17 protein-coding genes are annotated in these 22,377 nt (G+C 46.7%); 13 read left to right on the top strand and 4 right to left on the bottom strand.

What is annotated here, in order from left to right; genetic code table 11:
* Positions 1-178 precede the first annotated feature (178 nt).
* Together ychF and PGW99_RS04370 are read left to right on the top strand one after the other, a co-directional pair.
* Positions 179-1,270 carry a redox-regulated ATPase YchF gene (gene ychF, locus PGW99_RS04375; protein WP_273778933.1) on the top strand — a complete coding sequence of 364 codons (1,092 nt, stop codon included), beginning with the start codon at positions 179-181 and terminating at the stop codon, positions 1,268-1,270.
* A 176-nt stretch (positions 1,271-1,446) separates the two neighbouring features.
* The gene (locus tag PGW99_RS04370; RefSeq protein WP_273778932.1) at positions 1,447-2,385 is read left to right on the top strand and encodes an AEC family transporter; all 939 of its coding nucleotides are present in this window, start codon (positions 1,447-1,449) and stop codon (positions 2,383-2,385) included.
* Positions 2,386-2,445: 60 nt separating this feature from the next.
* Here PGW99_RS04370 and PGW99_RS04365 read toward each other — a convergent pair whose 3' ends face one another.
* Positions 2,446-2,925: a hypothetical protein gene (locus PGW99_RS04365; protein WP_273778931.1), complete on the bottom strand. Its 480-nt coding sequence runs from the start codon at positions 2,923-2,925 to the stop codon at positions 2,446-2,448.
* Positions 2,926-3,024: 99 nt separating this feature from the next.
* Here PGW99_RS04365 and PGW99_RS04360 point away from each other — a divergent pair, with 99 nt between their 5' ends.
* The 5 genes from PGW99_RS04360 (at position 3,025) to dapC (ending at position 9,340) form a co-directional block, all read left to right on the top strand.
* Positions 3,025-3,768: an AzlC family ABC transporter permease gene (locus PGW99_RS04360; protein WP_273778930.1), complete on the top strand. Its 744-nt coding sequence runs from the start codon at positions 3,025-3,027 to the stop codon at positions 3,766-3,768.
* Complete coding sequence (gene ygaH, locus PGW99_RS04355) at positions 3,765-4,112, top strand: L-valine transporter subunit YgaH (RefSeq protein WP_273778929.1); 348 nt, start codon at positions 3,765-3,767, stop codon at positions 4,110-4,112. Before PGW99_RS04360 ends, ygaH begins: the two co-directional genes overlap by 4 nt.
* Before the next feature lie 121 nt (positions 4,113-4,233).
* Positions 4,234-5,451 carry a formate-dependent phosphoribosylglycinamide formyltransferase gene (gene purT, locus PGW99_RS04350; RefSeq protein ID WP_273778928.1) on the top strand — a complete coding sequence of 406 codons (1,218 nt, stop codon included), beginning with the start codon at positions 4,234-4,236 and terminating at the stop codon, positions 5,449-5,451.
* Positions 5,452-5,479: 28 nt separating this feature from the next.
* Positions 5,480-8,146, top strand: coding sequence for a [protein-PII] uridylyltransferase (gene glnD, locus PGW99_RS04345; protein WP_273778926.1), 2,667 nt, complete (start codon positions 5,480-5,482; stop codon positions 8,144-8,146).
* Between the two features lie 24 nt (positions 8,147-8,170).
* Positions 8,171-9,340 (top strand): succinyldiaminopimelate transaminase, encoded by a 1,170-nt coding sequence (gene dapC / locus PGW99_RS04340; RefSeq protein ID WP_273778925.1) that lies wholly within the window; start codon positions 8,171-8,173, stop codon positions 9,338-9,340.
* 52 nt (positions 9,341-9,392) lie between these two features.
* On the opposite strand, the gene PGW99_RS04335 is transcribed toward dapC, so the two are convergent.
* Both PGW99_RS04335 and msrB read right to left on the bottom strand, forming a co-directional pair.
* Positions 9,393-9,881 carry a glutathione peroxidase gene (locus tag PGW99_RS04335; protein ID WP_273778923.1) on the bottom strand — a complete coding sequence of 163 codons (489 nt, stop codon included), beginning with the start codon at positions 9,879-9,881 and terminating at the stop codon, positions 9,393-9,395.
* A complete protein-coding gene (msrB, locus tag PGW99_RS04330; protein ID WP_273778922.1) occupies positions 9,878-10,297 on the bottom strand; it encodes a peptide-methionine (R)-S-oxide reductase MsrB in 420 nt (139 codons plus the stop codon). The genes PGW99_RS04335 and msrB overlap by 4 nt, the downstream gene beginning before the upstream one ends.
* A gap of 155 nt (positions 10,298-10,452) precedes the next feature.
* Between msrB and PGW99_RS04325 the strand changes: the two genes are divergently transcribed.
* Positions 10,453-11,691, top strand: coding sequence for a pyridoxal phosphate-dependent aminotransferase (locus tag PGW99_RS04325; RefSeq protein WP_273778921.1), 1,239 nt, complete (start codon positions 10,453-10,455; stop codon positions 11,689-11,691).
* A gap of 55 nt (positions 11,692-11,746) precedes the next feature.
* Here the strand turns inward: PGW99_RS04325 and PGW99_RS04320 are convergent, their stop codons facing one another.
* Entirely contained in the window at positions 11,747-13,714 is a 1,968-nt protein-coding gene (locus PGW99_RS04320) for an acyltransferase family protein (protein ID WP_273778919.1), read from the bottom strand.
* 166 nt (positions 13,715-13,880) lie between these two features.
* Here PGW99_RS04320 and dnaE point away from each other — a divergent pair, with 166 nt between their 5' ends.
* The 5 genes from dnaE (at position 13,881) to PGW99_RS04295 (ending at position 22,274) form a co-directional block, all read left to right on the top strand.
* Positions 13,881-17,447: a DNA polymerase III subunit alpha gene (dnaE, locus tag PGW99_RS04315; RefSeq protein ID WP_273778918.1), complete on the top strand. Its 3,567-nt coding sequence runs from the start codon at positions 13,881-13,883 to the stop codon at positions 17,445-17,447.
* A 19-nt stretch (positions 17,448-17,466) separates the two neighbouring features.
* Entirely contained in the window at positions 17,467-18,309 is an 843-nt protein-coding gene (locus PGW99_RS04310) for an RNA methyltransferase (protein WP_273778917.1), read from the top strand.
* Positions 18,302-19,126, top strand: a complete 825-nt coding sequence (cysE, locus tag PGW99_RS04305; RefSeq protein ID WP_273779427.1) for a serine O-acetyltransferase — start codon at positions 18,302-18,304, stop codon at positions 19,124-19,126. Before PGW99_RS04310 ends, cysE begins: the two co-directional genes overlap by 8 nt.
* A 107-nt stretch (positions 19,127-19,233) precedes the next feature.
* Positions 19,234-20,142, top strand: coding sequence for an ABUW_2363 family tetratricopeptide repeat lipoprotein (locus PGW99_RS04300; protein WP_273778916.1), 909 nt, complete (start codon positions 19,234-19,236; stop codon positions 20,140-20,142).
* 125 nt (positions 20,143-20,267) lie between these two features.
* On the top strand, positions 20,268-22,274 hold the full coding sequence (locus PGW99_RS04295; RefSeq protein ID WP_443098209.1) for an esterase/lipase family protein: 2,007 nt from the start codon (positions 20,268-20,270) through the stop codon (positions 22,272-22,274).
* Positions 22,275-22,377 lie beyond the last annotated feature (103 nt).

Below are 22,377 nucleotides of genomic sequence, written 5' to 3'. Positions count from 1 at the left end.
CCATGTTGGCTCTGATCTCTCGACTCATTCATCTAGAAAGCGATGGATGATTCATCCCATTAACAAAACCCGTTGATTTTCTTCAGGTTCAGATAAACCTCCCGCTCTGACCTGACTTTATCCTGACTTTCATGTAAAATCGGCGGCAATTTTTAAATAACACGTTGTGAGTCATTTCATGGGTTTTAATTGTGGTATTGTCGGCTTACCAAACGTAGGTAAATCTACACTTTTCAATGCCTTAACCAAAGCTGCAATTGCGGCAGAAAACTTCCCGTTCTGTACCATTGAACCAAATACCGGGATTGTCCCTGTGCCGGATACCCGTCTGGACAAACTTGCAGCGATTGTTAAACCACAACGCATCCTGCCAACGACTATGGAATTCGTGGATATTGCCGGTCTGGTCGCAGGTGCTTCTAAAGGTGAAGGTTTGGGTAACCAGTTCTTGGCCAACATTCGTGAAACAGATGCGATTGCCCATGTGGTTCGTTGTTTTGAAGATGAAAACGTAATTCACGTAAATGGTAAAATTGACCCACTCGATGACATTGCCACCATCAATACGGAACTTGCCCTGTCTGATTTAGACACCGTAAACAAGTCGATTACGCGCCTGACCAAGACAGCCAAAGGTGGTGATAAAGAAGCTATCGCGACCAAAGCCGTATTGGAAAGAATCCTGCCATTACTCGATGAAGGTAAACCTGCACGTGCCGCTGATTTATCAGATGATGAACGTAAATTGTTGCGTGGTTACGGTTTATTAACCTTAAAACCAACCATGTATATTGCGAACGTGGCGGAAGATGGCTTTGAAAACAATCCACATTTGGATGCAGTGAAAAAACTGGCAGAAGAAGAAAATGCGATTGTGGTTCCGCTATGTAACCAGATCGAAGCTGAAATTTCTCTGCTTGAAGAAGATGAACGCGCAGAATTCTTAGAAGCAATGGGTATGGAAGAGCCAGGCCTGAACGTGGTGATCCGTGCAGGTTATAAACTGTTAGGCTTACAGACTTACTTTACTGCGGGTGTACAAGAAGTGCGTGCATGGACTGTGAAAGTAGGGGCAACAGCACCACAAGCAGCCGGTGTCATTCATACGGATTTCGAAAAAGGTTTTATCCGTGCAGAATGTATCGCCTATGACGACTTCGTGCAGTACAACGGTGAAAATGGTGCCAAAGAAGCTGGAAAATGGCGCCTTGAAGGTAAAACTTACGTAGTACAAGACGGCGATGTTTTACATTTCCGCTTTAACGTCTAAGTTAAATGCATAAAAAATAAGCTCCGATCGGAGCTTATTTTTTAACAGCATCACTAAAATCCTCGCGAGGCTACAGCAGCCTTACTTTTTAAATATAACGATATACCTGATTTATCTCCCGCTGCAGCGAAAAGAATGAAATAATCAGCTTTGCAGGACGCTAAAGCGATGGACACATGGAACAAATTATTGCGGTTATTCTTCCTATTTTGATTATTCTCGCGGCTGGATATGGCAGTGTGTTTTTCAAAATGCTGGAACGCAGTCATATTCAGGCGATCAGTCAATATATTATTAAAATCGCACTGCCTGCTTTTTTATTGCATGCCCTGTCCACCCGGCCATTTGCTGAAATCTGGCAAGCTCCCTATTTTTTTGCCTACCTGATCGGCTCATTGCTGTTATTTTTTGGCACCTATCTGCTCTACCGCAAATGGATTCAACTGCCGCAAACCCAAGCTGCCGTGATGGGATTTGGCGGTTCAATGTCCAATACCGGTTTTATTGGCACCGCAGTTTTAACCTTATTGATTGGCCAGGCAGCTGTACCTTATCTGGCCATGACTTTGATGATTGAAAATATCATCATGCTCACCCTGATGCTGGTCTTGGCCGAAAGTGGTCTCAGTCAGCATAAATCCCTGCATGAACTATGCTATGCAAGTCTGAAAAATATCAGTAAAAATCCGGTGATTTTATCGATTATTTTTGGGCTGATCGGCTCAATGCTCTCCATTCAATGGCCGGATGCCGTCGCCTTTTCCCTGAAATCACTCGCAGCAACCGCTTCACCATTGGCGATTCTGGTGATTGGAGCCAATCTTGCCGGATTGGATCTAAAGCAAATTGGTCAGGATGTGACGATCATGTGCAGTATTAAACTGTTACTGATGCCACTGGTGATTGGCACCGCTCTGTATCTAATGCCTGCCACCACGCCGCAAATGCTGTATGCAGGAATCATTTTGGCGGCACTGCCGATGGCAAGTGCCTTTGGTATTTATGGGCAAATTTACGGTATTCCGGAACGCAGTGCGGCACCGGTCATGTTAAGTACTTTACTGTCCTTATTGGTGATTGCGGCTATTCTACATTTTGTTCCCTCACCCTTTTAAACCTCAATACCAAGTGATCTTGAGCGATTAAAAAGCCCACATAAACGTGGGCTTGTTTGTTTAACCTTTCTTTTTCGGATCAGTATTGCCTAATGCCGGATTATCGATGGCATTTTTACACTGGGCTTTATCCCGTTCATAGTCTGCTTTCTTCTGTGCCACATCATGACGATTTTCCAGAATGTCACGAGCCCAAATATCCAAACTGGTCAGAGCCTTACGACACAGGGCATATTTACCTTCGGTTACCGAGTCGGTCATTTTGACGTTAATGCGCCAGTCGGTACTGAGTTGACGGACGGGTTTACGCACTTTCTCTTCAAGCAGATTGCGCTGGGCACGGTATACATAAGGATCTACTTGATTGATCAGTTTCCAGGCCTGCTGAGCATATGCTGTCGCGTCATTACTCAATTTGGGCGCCGGTTTGATCTCGGTCTTTTCCCGCGGTTCCTGACCAGAGTTTCCACATGCCTGCAAACCACCTGCTAGTGCCAGCACGACAACGGCACAGTTAAAACTTCGCTTTGTTGCCCACATCCCAATCGTCCTCACAAACATTTCGGCACTATGCTAGTGAATTCAGCTACAATACTCAATCTTTTGACCTGTTGTTCAATTTTTCCCGCAAGGTGCAGCGTGTCCGAGCACAATCCTTCTCCTCTCCAACCTGCCAGTTTCTGGCAAGGCGCAAAAGATAGCCAAGCGATTATTTTTACCTACTTACCTGTATCTTTTGCCTTTGGAGTATCTGCAACCCAATTTGGCTTTACACCATGGGAAGCGCTATTTTTATCCTGCTCTATGTATGCCGGTGCCAGTCAGTTTCTGGTGGTGGCTTTATTGGGTAGTGGTACGTCTATCTGGCTCACGGCACTGACCGTCATCGCACTCGATATCCGTCATGTACTTTATGGGCCAGCGTTGTATCACCTGATTCAAGACCGGCTCAACCTGAAAAAAACCGCCATCTGGGCCTGGGGTCTCACCGATGAAGTCTTTGCCAGTGGCATGATTCAATTGTCACAGCGTCGGCAACAATGGTCTGAATCCTGGATGCTCGGCTTGAGTCTGTTCAGCTGGATGTCCTGGGCGCTGGGGTCGCTACTCGGTGGTCTATTTGCTGATCAGGTCAGCCAGTTACCACAATTTTTGCAGGCCGCCCTAGATTTCTTGCTCCCAGCGTTATTCTTGAGTTTCTTGCTGGCGGCCTTTGAGAAAAAACATACCTTGGTTGTAAGCGTTGCGTTAATCGTGTCGGGATTGGCCTGTTACTGGATCAATCTTTCCGCTGCAATTTTTATCGGTATCTTGGCCGGGATTGCGGCAGGTTTATGCAAACACTATTTATTCCACGCTGCTGATGAGGATCATGCAGGATGAATCTCGAAATTCTTTTAGTCGGCCTACTGGTCGGGATTGCCAATTTTGCTTCACGTTTCGGGCCATTTTTTGTCATTCAGAAACGTCAGCAGCATCAACAGCAACGTGGTGCGATTTGGCTTAAAATTGCCTTGGGAAGCATCGGCATTTCCGCCATCAGTTCGATGCTGGTGGTCGCGACCCTACCGCCGCTCATTGAGACCCCCAATAAAAGTTTAGCGATGCTCTTTGGGTTTATCGTGTTAAGCGGGCTGTATTTTAAATTTAAGAAGATTGTCCCGGCGACGCTCACTGCCGCCTTAGTCTATGGCCTGATCTATACTTATGTGCCTTTTTCAGCGTAAAGTTGAATGAATTTAAAGATTTAGTGTTCTGCTCACAATTCAACAAAAAATTGGTTTTTCTGTGAATCAGTGCTTAACAGCCGCGTGAGTTCTGCTATGCTTAATCACCACTTTTACCAGGATGATTCGCATGAGCGTGACTTTAGGTACTCCACTTCAATCTTCTGCGTTTAAAGTTCTCCTACTCGGATCAGGTGAACTGGGCAAAGAAGTCGTGATTTCCCTACAGCGCCTAGGTGTCGAAGTTCATGCAGCAGATCGTTATGATCATGCACCCGCCATGCAGGTAGCACATTTTTCTCATGTGCTGAATATGGCCGATCCTCAACAGCTCAAACAGCTAATCCAGAATGTACACCCCCATCTGATCGTGCCGGAAATCGAGGCGATTGCCACCGAAGTGTTGCTTGAGATTGAACAGCAACAACTAGCTACCGTGATTCCTTCGGCCAAGGCCGTCAATCTGACCATGAACCGTGAAGGTATCCGTCGTTTGGCCGCTGAAGAACTGGGGCTGCCAACTTCGGCCTACCGTTTTGCTGATTCTCTGGAAAGTTTCCGTGCAGCCTGTGACGATATTGGCTATCCAAATTTTGTGAAACCGGTCATGTCCTCCTCAGGCAAAGGACAATCACGCGTGAAAAGTTTTGCTGAAGTCGATGCCGCCTGGGATTATGCGATGCAGGCTGGCCGGGTCAATCAGGGTAAAGTGATCGTTGAATCACAAATCGATTTTGATTTTGAAATTACTCTGCTGACCGTACGCAGCAAAAATCCGCATACCGGTGTGATAGAAACCCAATTCTGTGACCCGATCGGCCACCGTCAGGATGCGGGTGACTATGTAGAAAGCTGGCAGCCACAACCGATGACAGCAAATGCTTTGCAGGAAGCCAAACGCATTGCGGAGAAAGTGACACAAGCACTTGGTGGCTGTGGCATTTTTGGCGTGGAACTATTCGTGAAAGGCGATCAGGTCTGGTTCAGTGAAGTCTCCCCACGCCCACATGATACCGGTTTGGTCACGTTAGCTTCGCAATATCAAAGTGAATTTGAGTTGCATGCCCGCGCAATTTTAGGCTTGCCAGTCAACACAGCTCGACATAGTGTAGCGGCGAGTGCAGTGATTTATGCGGGTGTGGATGACCAAAACCTGCAATACACTGGCCTAAATCTTGCTTTAGCTCATCCAGATACCGACTTACGCCTGTTTGGCAAGCCGGAAGGCTTTAAACGTCGCCGCATGGGTGTTGCGACCGCACGTGCAGCGACCACCGAACAAGCACGTGAGCTAGCGCAGCAAACGGCCGATCAGGTCAGCGTACTGCAAAGCCAATAGGATTTTTATATTTACGGACTCACTTTCTATGATCAACACATCTCCTCTGCTGAATTACGTCAAGAGTAACCATGACATCCACGCCATTAACCAATGGCGTACTGATGTCGAGAAGCAGCTTCAGGATGGTTTTGAAAGTGGGCAATCCATTCGGGACGTGGTGAATACCCGTTCCAACCTGATCGATGAAGCCCTGATTTTCTTGTGGCAACATGCCGGACTGGATCAGACCAATCTCGGCCTGTTTGCAGTGGGTGGTTACGGTCGTCGGGAAATGCTCCCTTACTCGGATGTCGATATCATGATTTTGTCAGAAGATGAAATCACGCCCGAGCGGGAACAGCTGATTTCCACTTTTATCTCATCACTCTGGGATGTCGGCAATTTTAAACCCGGGATCAGTGTCCGCACGATTCGTGACTGTGTCGATGCAGCAACCAGTGATCTGACTGTTGCCACGGCGCTGATTGAAGCCCGTCTGATTACCGGTAACAGCCTGTTGGCGAAATGGCCACGCAAAATTGTGTCGAAAAGCTGGACCGATAAAACCTTTTACGATGCCAAAATGGCAGAACAGGCCAAACGTTATGCGCAACATAACAATACCGAGAGCAATCTGGAGCCAGACATTAAAAATGCACCGGGTGGCATGCGGGACATTAATCAGATTGGCTGGATTGCCAAACGGCATTTCCGGGTCAACCGCATTTATGATTTGGTGCATCTGGGCTTTATCTCGGAGTTTGAGCTGGGCGTACTGGAAGAAGCGGAAAGTTTCTTGTGGGAAATCCGTCATCATCTGCACCGTTTAACCAAGCGGGATGAAAACCGTCTGTTATTTGATTATCAGCGTGAAATTGCCGCGAAATTCGGTTATGTCCGTCAGGATGATCAGCATCCGAATTATCCAATTGAACAGTTCATGAAGCGCTATTACCGTACTGCGCAACAGGTTTCAACCCTGAATGAAATGCTATTGGCCTATTTTAACGAATCGGTCATTACCCCACGTCTGCCCAACTATGAACGTCAAATTGAAGAGATCAACCAGAACTTCAAGCTGGTGGATGGGAAATTGGCAGTACAACATCATAAAGTGTTTGCCGAAAATCCAAGTGCCATTCTGGAATTGTTCTACCTGTTGGCTAATCGGCCGGATATCGAAGGTATCCGTGCGCGTACCCTGCGTCTGGTCACTTTGGCAGCCAAGCGGATTGACCTGAGCTTCCGCAACAATCCGGAACATCAGGCTCTATTCATGGCCATCATCCGATCTCCCCAGCGACTATATGACACGCTGGTGGCAATGAAACGTTATGGCGTACTGGGCAATTACATTCCGGCATTTGGCCAGATTGTTGGTCTGATGCAGTACGACCTGTTTCATATCTACACGGTTGATGCCCATACTTTATTGTTGCTGCGCAATCTCAGCCGTTTCAAGGCACCGGAATTTGCCAAAGACTTTCCAGTCGTAAGTTCGGTTTTCCAGCGTTTGGCACGCCCTGACATCGTCTTTCTTGCTGCGCTATTCCATGATATTGCCAAAGGCCGTGGTGGTGACCACAGTGAACTCGGTGCAGTCGATGCGATTGAATTCTGCCGTGCACACGGCTTTAGTGAACGCGAGTGTCAACTGGTTGCCTGGCTGATCCAGAATCACCTGTTAATGTCATTAACCGCGCAGAAAAAAGATATTTCCGATCCGGATGTGGTGCAGGCTTTTGCCGAAAAACTCGGGGATATGGAACATCTGGATTATCTGTATACCCTGACTGTGGCGGATATCAATGCGACAAATCCCAAACTCTGGAACAGCTGGCGTGCTTCACTGATGCGTCAACTGTATACCCATGCCCGTGATGTCATCCGCACCGGTTTAGGCCGTCCAGTAAACTATCAAATGCTGATTGAAGACACCAAATTCGCGGCCAGTGAATTGCTGGTTGAGGAGTTTTCACTCGATGAAGTCGAAAAAGTCTGGCATGAACTGGGTGATGAATACTTCCTGAAAGAATCGGCGGATGAAATTGCCTGGCACACCCGTGCCATCCTGCAGCATGGCAACAATCCAGCACCACTGGTCTTGATGCGTGCGCACCGTAAATCGGCACAGGACGCGGTTCAGATCTTTATTTATACCCAAGATAAGCCCAACCTGTTTGCCACCACAGTCGCCGTGCTCGACCGCATGGATCTCGATGTACAGGATGCACGGATTATCACGGCAACTAAAGCCTTCAGTCTAGATACCTACGTGGTGCTAGACCGTTTTGGTACCTTGCTCACCGATCCTGAACGTGAAGACACGGTGATTCATGCACTGGTCAGCGCCTTGAGCGAATCAGAAAAATATCCAGGATTAATGCAACGCCGTATCCCGCGTCAATTGCGTCATTTTGAGGTGGAAACCACCGTTGATATTACCCTCAACCCTGCTTTACAGCAGAATATGGTGGAAATTTCAACACTTGACCAGCCAGGTTTACTGGCACGCGTCGGTGGATTGTTTATGATGCAGGGTTTGGATATCCATTCTGCTAGAATTGCAACTCTGGGTGAGCGCGCAGAAGATATCTTCTTTGTCACGAAAAAAGATGGCACCCCGCTGGATGATGCGGAAACCCGTCAATTCGCTGCACAATTAAAAGCGGCGCTTGATGAAGCAACCAGCCAAGTGGTAATCCCACATTAAGTTCAACTGTTCGGTATTGATTCCATGAACTCTAGTTTGTCATTATTGCATCCTTATCCTTTTGAAAAGTTAAACAAACTCTTTCAAGATGTTACCCCTGCGGCATTACCTTTGATTCCGTTATCGATTGGTGAGCCGAAACATCCTGCACCAGAGTTTGTGAAACAGGCGATTATTGACAACTTCCAGCATTTATCGACCTATCCCAACAGTAAGGGCTTGCCAGAATTACGCCAGAGCATTGCCGACTGGCTGACCCGTCGTTTCAAACTGAATAGCATCAGTGCTGAACAGCACGTCTTGCCCGTTTCCGGAACCCGTGAAGGGATTTTCTCCTTTGTACAGGCCCTGATCAAACGCGAAGATGCCCCTTATGTGGTGATGCCGAATCCGTTCTACCAGATTTATGAAGGTGCAACACTGCTCGCAGGTGCACAGCCATATTTCATTAACTGTACGGAAGAAAATCATTATCTTGGTGATTTTGATGCCGTACCAGCTGCAGTCTGGGAAAAAACAGCACTCCTCTTTGTCTGTACACCCGGTAATCCAACCGGTGCGGTGTTATCGAAAGAACAATTTAAAAAGTTGATTGCACTGTCAGATCAATACGGTTTCGTCATCGCTTCGGATGAATGCTACTCGGAATTGTGGTTTGATGAGGCTCCAACCGGTCTGCTAGAAGTGTGTGCAGAATTGGGTCGCGATGACTATAAAAACTGTATCGTGTTCCATTCGCTTTCAAAACGCTCTAACTTGCCCGGCATGCGTTCCGGTTTTGTCGCCGGTGATGCGGCATTATTAAAACCTTATCTGCAATACCGCACTTATCACGGTGCAGCAATGCCGGTTCAACACCAATTGGCGTCAATTTCAGCATGGAATGACGAAGCACATGTGGAAGAAAACCGTCAGCAGTACCGTGCGAAATTCGATTTGTTCCAATCTGAACTCAGTCATTTATTGCCTCTACAAAAACCAGATGCCGGTTTCTATTACTGGCTGAAAGTGGACAATGATGAAGTCTTTGCCAAGATGCTCATGGAAAAAGCCCATATCAAGGTACTTCCGGGCCGTTATTTATCGCGGGATACTGAACAGGGTAATCCGGGTGAAAACCATGTACGTATGGCTTTGGTCGCAGATCTTGCCCAGTGCGAGCAGGTCATCCAACGCTTAAAAGCGATTTTATAAAAGACTGTCGTCAGGCAAAATGAGGGCGATTAAATGATCGCCCTTTTTATGCTTAGGCTTGTGCCAACGCCTTTTCAATATCTTCGGCCAAAGCCTCGGGCTTGGTGGTCGGTGCATAACGGTTTAATACCTCACCATTTTTACCGACCAAAAACTTGGTAAAATTCCACTTAATACTCTGGCTGCCTAACAAGCCCTTGGCCTCCCGAGTCAGGAAGCGGAACAGGACATGCGCTTCCGGACCTTTCACATCGATCTTGGCAAACATCGGGAAGCTCACCCCGTAATTTTTTTTGCAGTATTCACCAATCTGCTGGTTGGTTCCGGGATCTTGCCCTCCGAACTGGTTACAGGGAAATCCCAGAACTTCCAGTCCTTGTGCATGGTACTGCTGATAAAGTTTTTCTAATCCAGCAAATTGCGGCGTAAAACCACATTTACTTGCGGTATTCACGATCAACAAAACTTTGCCACGATAGTCGGCAAAAGACTGGGTATCCCCATTTAAACGTTCAGCTTCAAACTGATAAATATTGGTCATGGATAATTTTCCTCATCGGTTTTTTCTTGTGTTTTTAATTCTAAAGAGGCTGAATTTACGCAATAACGCAGTCCTGTCGGTTCAGGACCATCCGGGAAGACATGCCCCAAATGTGCGTCACAATGATGACAAACGATTTCAGTTCTGTTCATACCATAGGAACTGTCCTGATGCTCTTCAATCGCAGCAGAGTTGACAGGACGGTAAAAACTTGGCCAGCCACTGCCACTGTCATATTTGGTTTCAGACGAAAACAATTCTGCACCACAGCAGCGACACACATAGGTTCCATGCTGTTTGCTGTTCCAGTATTTACCGGTAAAAGCAGGCTCCGTTCCCTTTTGACGCGTAATGCGAAACTCTTCTGGTGATAACTCTCTTTGCCATTCTCGGTCTGTTTTATTGAGTTTTCCCATGACTAACTCCTTTAAATCGATAGCATTCGGTGTCATGCTTCTGTACGTCCATATTTACGCTAGAGATTGATAAATTTCTAGCGAAATTTCACCATAGATTGTGCATTTTCAGTGAATCTATTTTTTTCTTAACATACATATAATTGGATGAGATTATGTCCGTTTTAGGTAACACGACACCACGCGAAATTAAAAAATCGTCTAAGCTTGAGCATGTTTGCTATGACATTCGTGGACCAGTGTTACGAGCGGCCAATGAAATGGAAGAACAAGGGCATAAAATTATTAAGCTCAATATTGGTAACCCTGCTCCATTTGGCTTCGAAGCTCCACAAGAAATTATCAATGACGTTGCAATGAACCTGCCAAACGCAGTGGGTTATACCGATTCCAAAGGGATTTTCCCCGCACGTAAGGCCATCTGCCAATACTACCAGCAAAAAGGCGTGTTTGGCCTGACCGTTAAAGATGTCTATATTGGTAATGGTGTATCTGAACTCATCATGATTGCCATGCAAGGTCTGCTCGATGATGGCGATGAGATGCTGGTGCCAATGCCGGATTATCCGTTATGGACAGCTGCAGTAAACCTATCTGGTGGTACTGCGATCCACTATAAATGTGATGAAGAAAATTTCTGGTATCCGGACATCGCGGATATGGAAAGCAAAATCACGCCAAACACACGCGGGATTGTCATCATTAATCCGAACAATCCAACAGGTGCTGTGTATCCACGTCACATTCTGGAACAGATTGTGGCTTTGGCGAAGAAATATGACCTGATCCTGTTTGCTGACGAAATTTACGACAAAATTGTCTATGATGGCATCGAGCATGTCTCTGTCGCCTCTTTAGCAGGCGATCAGTTGTGTATTTCCTTTAATGGTCTGTCCAAAGCTTATCGTATTGCGGGTTTCCGTTCCGGCTGGATGGCAATTACCGGTGATAAATCCCGTGCACAAGATTATATTGAAGGTCTGGATATGCTGGCTTCAATGCGCTTGTGTGCCAACCACCAGGCTCAATATGCGATTCAAACCGCACTGGGCGGTTATCAATCGATAAATGATCTGACCCGTCCGGGCGGCCGTTTGTATGAACAGCGCAATATTGCCTGGGAAATGCTGAACGAAATTCCAGGGGTGTCTTGTGTCAAACCAGAAGGTGCAATGTACTGTTTCCCACGTCTTGACCCAAATGTTTACCATATTGAAGACGATGAACAACTGATGCTCGATCTGCTGCGTGCGGAGAAAGTATTGTTAGTACAAGGCACGGGGTTTAACTGGCCAAGCCCCGATCATTTCCGTGTGGTGTTCTTACCCGCAGAGAATGAATTGCGCGAAGCCATTAACCGTTTAAGCCGTTTCCTGGCAAAATTACGGGCCTGAGTTTAACCGATGTAAAAAAGGAGCTTTAATCAAAGCTCCTTTTTTATGCGTAACCTTAAAACCGTAATGGATTGCCAAAGCGTTTTAAATATTCACGTCCAAGTTCGGTAGACCCTTGATAGTTAAGATGGTCATCGTCCTGATCACGATAAAGTGGCACCTCATTAAGTGATAGCTGACAGACCTGCTGATCACACATAGCTCGTGCAGGATCAATCACGACTAAATCTGGATACCTTTGATTGAGCTGCTGCACCATCTGCAGAAATTTTGCACTTTCCTGCTGAAATTGCAGATAAGAACCTTGGCAGACGTTCTTCAAATGCAATGCTGTTGCACGTACAGGACAACTGGCGCGCAGTTCCTGCAAATCGGGGGTATCCATCAATATAACGGGTTGTGCCCCGGATGCCTTGATCTGTTGTATCGCATTTCTCAAGCCTTGCATATACGCCTGCTCAGTGTGCTGGGCGGTTGCTGTACGCAGTTTTTCATCAAAATAATGATTGAAGTAACCCGACAATACGACAAATTTATACCGATGCTCTTTTAAATGGGCTGTGATCGCCTCATTCCGCGCTTTAAAAGTTTGATCCACGGTATCAGCGCTGACAGAAGACTCCTCCAGCATTTCAACACCTGGCAAATAGACTGTAGTATCTTGTGTGACATCATACCCACGCAGGTGCGCATCCTTCGCCCAAACATCCAGCATGCCCGTGAAATGGTTGGCGTGGGAATCACCAATCAACAGAAAATCAATTTCCGCTTTATGTTCACCTAAAATGCAGCGTTTTATACTCGGCAATTCCTCTGCATTCGGATAACCATGACAATTAATCCGGATCCGATGGGCAAAGGACTGTAATGCAGCAATTTGCTGATTCACTTCAGGTGAAAAGCGCTGGGGGAAACCTTTGTGTTGAATCACACTGGCTGCAGCCGTAGTGACAATTACAGCAGGTATCACGAATCCCCACAGAATCACTTTTGGAGTCGCCACACGAATGAAGGTCTTACAAGGCATTTCAACCCAACGATAGGTGATATAAGCCAAGATCAGCGTTATGCCGATGATCAAGAACTGATTGAATAGGGTTAATGGCCATAGATGCAACTGAAACAGAACAATCAGCGGCCAATGCCACAAATACATCGGGTAGGATAACTTACCGAGATAGCGACTGAGTGGATTATTGAGCAGAAGATTACTCTTGTGATCGAGTTGCCCAAGATAAATAATCAGTGCCGTAGCCAGACAAGGCAACAAAGCTGTACGCCCTGGAAAATGGGTATTCTCATTAAAATACAATGCACAGAATACCAAGATGACAAGGCCTAAGGTAATACCCAGCCACGACCAAAAACGTTTCAGTGGCCATGTGGGCACGAAAATGATGATTGCGCCCAAGAGCAACTCAAACGCGCGCACTGGCATGGTGTAATAGGCCTTGGCAGCATTTTCTGCAATTGCGAGTTCAGCATTGAGCAAAGAGCACAAAATCAATCCTGCAATAATGACTCCAAGCCATTTCAAGGGAACTTTGCGCAGCAAAAACAACAGAATCAATGGCCAAAAAATATAGAACTGTTCCTCTACCCCTAAAGACCATAAATGCAGTAAAGGGGTTTCATCCACGCTATTGCTGAAGTAATCCCCGACTTCTTTACGCATATAGATATTGGCCATTAAAAAAGTCGAATAAATCAGACTTTTGGAATATTGCACCAACTCCTGCGGCAGCAACAACCAATACCCCACTGCACTCACCGTCAGTAGCACGGTAAAGTAGGCAGGTGCTAAACGGATCACGCGTTTCTTATAAAACTGCGCGACCGAAAAGCGTTGCTGTTGCATGTCTTTCAGCAAAATCGTGGTGATGAGATAACCTGAAATGACGAAGAAAATATCAACACCGATATATCCTCCAGAGAAGAAACTCCAGCCGACATGGTTGAAAATGACCAACAACACCGCGATAGCACGCAGACCATCAATATCCGGCCGATAATTTATACTCATAAGAGAACAATCAAAGAATTTGTGAAATTTTAAAATTTCCCTACAAAATAGCAATCAGTTATTTTGAGGTGATGCCTGCACTAAAAATTCTTTTTGCGAAAATATTCAACAAATTCACTCGAGATAGCATGTTAAAATGTTCGGCGGTCTAGGTAAGGGTTAATCTATGCGGTTTGTTCATTTGGGTATTCACACAGAATTTTCGATTACCGAATCCATAGTCCGGGTCCCTGATCTCATCAAAGCAGCAGTCAAAGAGCAAATGCCAGCTTTGGCACTCACCGATCTGTCCAATCTGCATGCAGCAGTCAAGTTTTACCGCGCTTGTCTGGGTAAAGGCATCAAACCGATTCTGGGCAGCACCTTGCGCCTGAACGATGCACAACACAAAGTGATCCTACTGGCCATGACCAATCACGGCTGGCGCAGCCTGACCGAACTGGTATCACGTGGCTGGATTGAAGGACAGCAACAAGATATCCCCTGCGTAGAAAAAGACTGGATCCTGCAACAACATCAGGATCTGATTGTCCTGCTCGGCATGCATAGTGATGTCGGACAAATGCTATGTTCATCCAATCCACAAAAAGCCGAACCGTTGCTGGAAGCCTGGATCGAAAAATTTGGCAATCGCGTCTATCTGGCTGTTACCCGGACCAATCGCCCAGGTGAAGATGATTTCATCAGTGAAGCAGTCAAACTGGCAGCAAAATACCAAATCGGTGTCGTGGCACACAATGATGTGCACTTTATTGACTCTGAAGATTACGAAGCACATGAAGCGCGTGTCTGTATTGCCGATGGTTATGTGCTCGGGGATGAGCGCCGTCCGAAAAACTATAGTCCTGAACAATACTTTAAAAGCTCAAGTGAGATGACCGAGCTGTTTGCCGATCTGCCATCGGCAATTGAAAATAGCTATTACATTGCTCAGCGCTGTAACGTCACGCTGCAATTAGGTAAATACTTCCTGCCCGATTATCCAATTCCAGAAGGTCATACCATTGAAACCTTCTTTGCCCATCTCTCCAAAGAAGGTCTCGAAGAACGTTTAGCTCACCTCTACCCGCCCGAGAAACGGGGTGAAGATTGGCCCGAGATCCGTAAACCTTATGATGAACGAATCGTCTATGAAATCGACATCATCAATAACATGGGGTTCCCGGGCTACTTCCTGATCGTGATGGACTTCATTCAGTGGTCAAAAAATAACGGCGTTCCAGTCGGTCCAGGACGGGGCTCAGGTGCAGGTTCCCTAGTGGCCTATAGCCTGAAAATTACTGACCTTGATCCATTGCGTTATGAGCTGCTGTTCGAACGTTTCCTCAACCCGGAACGTGTTTCGATGCCCGATTTCGATATTGACTTCTGTATTGCCGGTCGAGATCGCGTGATTGATTATGTGGCACAAAATTATGGCCGCGATGCCGTTTCACAGATTGCCACCTTCGGAACCATGGCCGCGAAAGGCGCTATCCGTGATGTCGCACGGGTTCTGGGTAAATCCTATGGTCTGGCCGACCGCCTATCCAAACTGATTCCCTCCAAACCGTTGGGTGTCGATCTGGCAACTGCGCTGGAGATGGAACCCCAACTGAAAGACATGGTGACCAATCCGTCTAATCCGGATTATGACGATGCCTCTGAAATCTGGGAAATGGCACTCAAGCTGGAAGGCATTACCCGTAACACCGGTAAACATGCCGGTGGTGTGGTGATTGCACCGACAAAAATTACTGACTTTTCTGCCGTTATGTGCGAAGCGGATGGTAGCAGCCGCGTTGCACAGTTCGATAAGGATGATGTGGAATCTGCGGGCCTGGTCAAGTTTGACTTCTTGGGTCTGCGTAACCTGACCGTGATTGAAGATGCCGTACAGAACATTAACAAGCATAACCAGTTAGAAACTCCACTAAATATTTCCCATATTCCGCTAGATGATGCAGATGCCTATCGAGTGTTCGCGGATGCCAACACCACGGCGGTATTCCAGTTTGAATCCGTCGGCATGAAAAAAATGCTGAAAGAGGCACGTCCAAGCAAATTTGAAGAAATTATTGCCTTCGTTTCCCTGTATCGTCCGGGCCCGATGGACCTGATTCCGGACTTTATCCACCGTATGCACGGCGGTGAATTTGAATATCTGCATCCTCTGCTTGAGGGCGTGCTGGAACCGACTTACGGCATCATGGTGTATCAGGAACAGGTGATGCAAACGGCACAGATTTGTGCCGGTTATACCCTCGGTGGTGCGGACTTATTGCGCCGTGCGATGGGTAAGAAAAAACCGGAAGAAATGGTCAAACAGCGCCAGATCTTTAATGCAGGTGCCGCAGAAAAAGGTATTGATGAAGTCACCGCCAACCATATCTTCGACTATATGGAAAAATTCGCTGGTTACGGCTTTAACAAATCTCATGCCGCTGCTTATGCGCTGGTGGCCTATCAAACCGCCTGGTTAAAAGCACATTATCCGGCAGAGTTCCTGTCTGCGGTAATGTCGTCGGAAATGCAGAACACTGACAGTGTGGTATTCCTGATTGATGACTGCCGTAATAATGGTCTAGAAGTCCTGCCACCTTCCGTAAATATGTCACTGTACCAGTTCCATGCGCCAGATGAAAAAACCATTGTTTACGGTCTGGGTGCGATTAAAGGCGTGGGTGAACAGGCCATGCAGTCGGTGATTGAGTCGCGGCAGAAAGAAGGTCCATATAAAGACCTATTTGATTTCTGTCATCGGATTGATCTGAAAAAAATCAATAAGCGCACGCTGGAAGCCTTGATTCGTGCCGGTGCGCTTGACTGTCTGGGAATCGAACGTTCCAGCCTGATGGCCCAGCTGCCCGAAGCGGTACAGGCGGCTGAACAGGCCCGACAAAACCGTGAAACCGGCATCATGGACCTGTTTGGTGAAGTGGAGGAAGTGCAGCGTAAACCGGCCAAGCCAGTCAAACCATGGAGTGATGAAGTCCGCTTAAAAGGTGAAAAAGACACTCTAGGCCTGTATCTCACCGGTCACCCGATTGATGTTTACCGGCAGGAATTAAAAGCCTTTATTCCAGCTCGCATTAATGAGCTAACACCAACACGGCGCGGTGTCACCACCGTATTTGCCGGGTTGGTCATTGACGTGGCCAATTTCCCGAACCGGATGATGGTGACCCTAGATGATGGTACAGCACGGATCGAAGTCAGCTGCAACCACGAACGTTTCCAGCGTTTCAAAGAGATTATCGTGAACGAGCGGGTCGTGGTCATCGAGGGTGAAATCTATGAGCGTGAAGGCTTTGACCGTCCGATGGGACGTCTCACCAAGGCCTTTACCTTAAATGAAATCCGCCAGAAACGTGCCAATAGCATTAAAATCCAGCTTGATCATGAAATGCTGACACCACAACTGGGGCATGATTTACAGCAAATCTTGCTGCCGTTCTGCAATGTCGACATGTGCCAGCATATTCCGTTGCAACTGCATGTGGAAACCGACTATGCCACAGCAGAGTTACATCTAGGCATGAACTGGAAAGTGGCCCCACAGGATGAATTGCTCAGCAAATTGCGTGACTATTTCGGTAAACAAGCCTTGCATGTTGAATATCAAGTGAAATCCAAAGCGGCAAAAGCAGCAGAGCCTTCCCCAGCAATACCTGTAACCACGCCGCTATCCCCCAATATGAGCATGGATGAAGCCTTAGATCTGTATCAGGCCGAAACCAGCCAATATTCTTAAAACATTTTCCGGATCAAATATGAATCAACTGGACAATGCCGCAATTTCGGCATCTCTCTCAAATGTACGTATTGTCATGGTGAATACCACCCTACCTGCCAATATTGGTAGTGCCTTACGTGCCATGAAAACCATGGGGCTGAGTAAACTGGTCCTGGTTGCACCCAAAACCTATCCACATCCGGATATTGATGCGTTGGCAGCCGGTGCCAGCGACCTGATTGAACAGATCGAGATTGTAGAAACGCTGCAACAAGCCATCCAGAACTGTCATCTGGTATTTGGCACCAGTGCCCGCAGCAGAACCATTCCCTGGCCTTTATTGGATGCCCGCCCAGCCGCAGAAAAATCCATGCAGGCCGTGGTACACCATCAGCAACAAGTCGCTGTGGTATTTGGACGGGAAGATCGTGGTTTGACCAACGAAGAACTGGCTTTAGCGAACTATCACGTCACCATTCCAGTTAATACTGACTATGGGGTACTGAATGTTGCCCAGGCCATTCAGGTGGTCTGCTATGAAATGCGCATGGCCACCCTACAGTTGCATGTGCAACCGACTGCACATGAAGAACAAATGCCGGTCACAGAACAGGAATCCATGCAGTGGGATGAACCGCTGGTCACCCATGCACAAATGGAGCAGTTTTATCCACATATGGAAAAAATGCTGCAAGATATTGAATTTTTGGATCCAAAAAATCCGCGATTATTACCTTTACGCTTGCGCCGTTTGTTTGGGCGGATACAATTAGATCGTATGGAATATCACTTATTACGTGGCATTTTTAGCCGAGTACAGGCATTAACGCATGGCACATGGAAAAAATCGACCGATCAAGAGGATCAATCAGATGCTTAAACAGCTCAAAGAAGACGTCCAAGCTGTATTTGCGCGAGATCCCGCCGCTCGCAATACTTTAGAAGTTTTAACAACCTACCCGGGTATTCATGCCCTGATCATGCACCGTATGGCGCATGAACTGTGGAAAAAAAACTGTAAGGGTTCTGCCCGCTTATTGTCTTCCTTCAGCCGTTTTGCGACCGGCATCGAAATTCATCCGGGTGCCAAAATCGGTAAACGTTTTTTTATTGATCATGGGATGGGCGTGGTCATCGGGGAAACCGCCGAAATTGGTGATGACGTGACTTTGTATCATGGAGTGACTTTGGGTGGTACGACTTGGAACAAAGGTAAACGTCACCCGACACTAGAGGATGGTGTAATTGTAGGTGCTGGTGCCAAAATTCTGGGGCCGTTTACTGTCGGTAAAGGTGCCAAAATCGGATCAAATGCAGTCGTCACCAAAGAAGTTCCGGAAGGTGCAACTGCGGTCGGTTACTCAGCACGCTATATCCTGAAAGACCAAAAAGAGCAGGATAAAAGCAAGCAGGAACAGGAAGCACGTCGCCGTGATTATGCCGAGCGGATCGGCTTCCAACCGTATGCCACCACACAGGATCAGTCCGACCCTATTCTGGAAGGTATGCGTGTTTTGCTGGATCGTTTGCAGCTGAATGAAAAACGTATTAACAGTTTATGTCAACGTCTTTCCCAGCTGGATCCGACCTTTAAATCCCAGCAGCAAAATGAACAGCCTTATAGTGCAAAAGAACTGCAAATTATCGAAGATGTGCGTCGTGAATGCGAAGCACAAAACAGTCAGGCCAAGCCTTAAACCACTCAATAAAGACTGTAACAAGGACAGCGTTGTATGTTGCTGAGCTTTTTCTTAGACTCAGCTACAACCTGTCTAATGATAAAATAGAACAACGGATGAATCTTATGCGTCTAACACCGCTGGCCTGTACTTTGATTGCGACCTCACTCCTTACCACAGCCTGTAGTACCGTTTCAACCCAACCAGAAAGGGTTGAGCCGATCATCTTTATCGAACCTGAAATTAGCCCGGCCTTCTATGCGCTGAATCCGTTTAATTATGATGCACCGCCTCCGTTTGAGCTGGCCTTAAAACAGGCCGCAGCACAACCCGTCAACAAGATGCAGATCAAATCACCTCAGGATCCAAGCAAAACCATTATCTTGGATGTGAACAAATTGATTATTCCGACAGTCAATCAACCTGAACGCACCATGAAATTTGCTGTGATGGCTGGTGAAAATGAACTGGATGTGACGGAGATTGACGATTTTCTGCAACTGGTCGAGGGTAAAGCAAGGCATTATCCCCCACGCTTTACCGACCGTCAGGAACGTCGAGGTTTTGAAAGCAAGCTGCGTGAAGTCAGCCAACAGCTCGATATGTTGGCCAGCCATCCGAATGCTTCATTTGATGTACTAATGCGCGCGTTTAAAGCCAGTGTCATGGGCCGCAATCTGGATTTAGGTCATGCCTATACCAGCAAATCCTTAACCTATGCACAGCGTATTCTCAAAATCAATCAAAATGATGCGGAAGCGAATTTCTGGTTTGGTTTTGGCTTGTCCGAAGGGGGTGGTCAACGTGAAGCGATTCCTTATCTAGACAAAGCCATGAAGGCAGGGGTACAAGAAGCTTATTTGTCTGCAGCCAACAATTACATTGCCATGGAACAAAAGAAAAACGCCATCAACACCTTAAAAGCCTATAAAGCCAAGTTTCCAAGTGAAGCTGAGGTTGCCGACCGTTTAATCCAGGAAATTGAAAAACAGGGCCGCTGGAACGTCTGGCAAGTCCTCAATTCCGCTTCTTAAATAAGGTTGGTATTACAAAAATGCTAAAAAATAGGCTGCCTGTTCAGCCTATTTTTTATACGTAATACATTACAAAAATTCTGCCTTCACGTATGATGACTGCATCTGTTCTACTTTGTTGAACTATGCCAACGCTCATAACAAAAAAAATAATTGCTGTGTCGATGGGTCTCAGTTTGCTATGGATAAGCGGCTGTCAGGTGGTGAGTGTCAAACAGCAAGCGCTGAATGTCACGATTGCCAATGAGCGTGACAGCATTCTGACACGCAATAAACTGAGTGAAGCCAGCCTGAATGTACTGTCCATGACGGGTCGAGAAGCCAAAGCCTGTATCGAGCAGGCGGTTCATTGCGTTGCCGAGCTCCAACAGATTCCACAAATCCAGGATGAACAGCTCCTCTCGACCAGTAGTGAAATTTATCTGGCGCGTGCCATGCAGCTTGGTGACTCCACCGCTTGCCAATACAGCCCAACTGAACAGCAAGCTAAAAATCCGCAACAGCACAATCAACAACAACAGCATGAACAGTGTCTGGATCAGCAACTGGATTTACTGGACAAAAGTATTCGTTACAGTTATGCCTATCTGTTTAAAACCAAACGTCAGCCACAAGAACGCATTTTTGACAACCGTCAGGTTCAGATCCGTGATTTTTATAATCAGGCGGTCGCCAAACTGATCATGACCTATGCCAGCCGCCATCAAAGTGGCAAAGTCGAGTCCCAAATCAAGGTCGGTAAAAGCATCTATAACATCGATTTTTCACACTTCCCGCAACTAGCTCATCTGCAAGTAGAACAGTTACTGTCGAGTTATAATCTTAACTTTTCCGGATTACGTTCCATCAACCGCCGTGATGGCTTCGGTTCTGAATTCGTAGTGGTTCTGGCCAAAGATCAGCAACCGGTCAATGACCGCTATATTTTGGATCCGCTCAATTTTTCCTATCGCAATGACCAGCATCCCAATATTCATCAGGCACGTTACTTGGCAGCTACAATTGCCATGCAACCCAAATCGCTACAGAGTGTCGAGGATATTCTGAATCAGCCGGAAATACAGATTCAGCTTTATGACCCCTACCGGGTCGACAAAATTAGGGTGGGCAATAAACAGTATCCTCTGGCAGCCAATTTTTCTGCACCCTATGGACTGTGGCTAGCACAAAATAATCTTGGCATTGCAGCCTATCTCTCCCTGATTGACCGAGAAAAAAATCTGGCGATGCCCCATTTATATATGCTGGAGCCGTATAACCCGCAAAAAAAAGTCATTGTACTGATACATGGGATGGCGAGTAGCCCGGAAGCCTGGATTGCACTGACCAATGACATCATGGGTGATCAGGTATTACGTGAACATTATCAGGTCTGGCAGGTTTTTTATTCCACCAATATGCCCATGATCGAAAGTCGTTTGCAAATTTATGCCTTATTGAAACATGCCTTTGGCCAGCTCAATGCACAAGCACCGGCCAAACAGGATGCCGTTTTGATTGGGCATAGTATGGGCGGAATTATCAGCCGTTTATTAGTCAGTAATGCTGATCTTTCCCGAGATGCGCTACACGCCATGAATGCAAGACAGCAAAGCGCTCTGAAAAATGACCCGATGCTGAACGAACGTTTACAAATCCGTTCAATTGATCAATTCAATCGTGCAATTTTTCTGGCTACGCCACACCGCGGAACCGAGTATGCTGAACGCTGGTTCACCCGCGCAGCACGAAAAATCATCCGCCTTCCGGGTGTCTTTGTTTCCAGCCTGAGCGAAGCCATCCAAGCGCAAGACCCCAATATGAAATCTCTGTTACAACAGATGGATCGGGGGCTAATTCAGAATGGCCCCAGTGACCTCAGCCATCAATCGCGTTTTATTGCCCTGACGCAAGATGTGATGCCACGTCAGGGGCTGATTTATCATTCAATTTTGGGCAATCAGACGGATACTGAACAGAAAACACAAATGAGCGATGGTATTGTCAGTTATCAAAGTGCCCATTTGCCGGGTGCACGTTCAGAAAAGATTTTTAAAGGTGGACATTCCATTCAGATGACACCTGATGCTGTCTTAGAGCTACGACGAATTTTACGCCAGCATTTAACGGAACTAGGTTTGTATCATCCCTAACCCTCTTAAGGAAAGGATTAAAAGATCTCTTCAGTTTTGATGTATGTTATGAATCTCCGATAAAAAAGAATCCCGAAGGATTCTTTTTACTCTGTTGGGTGAG

Source organism: Acinetobacter sp. GSS19 (assembly GCF_028621895.1).
Classification (GTDB): domain Bacteria; phylum Pseudomonadota; class Gammaproteobacteria; order Pseudomonadales; family Moraxellaceae; genus Acinetobacter.
The sequence above is the reverse complement of the archived record's forward strand: the minus strand, read 5'-3'. Positions and strand labels throughout refer to the sequence as shown.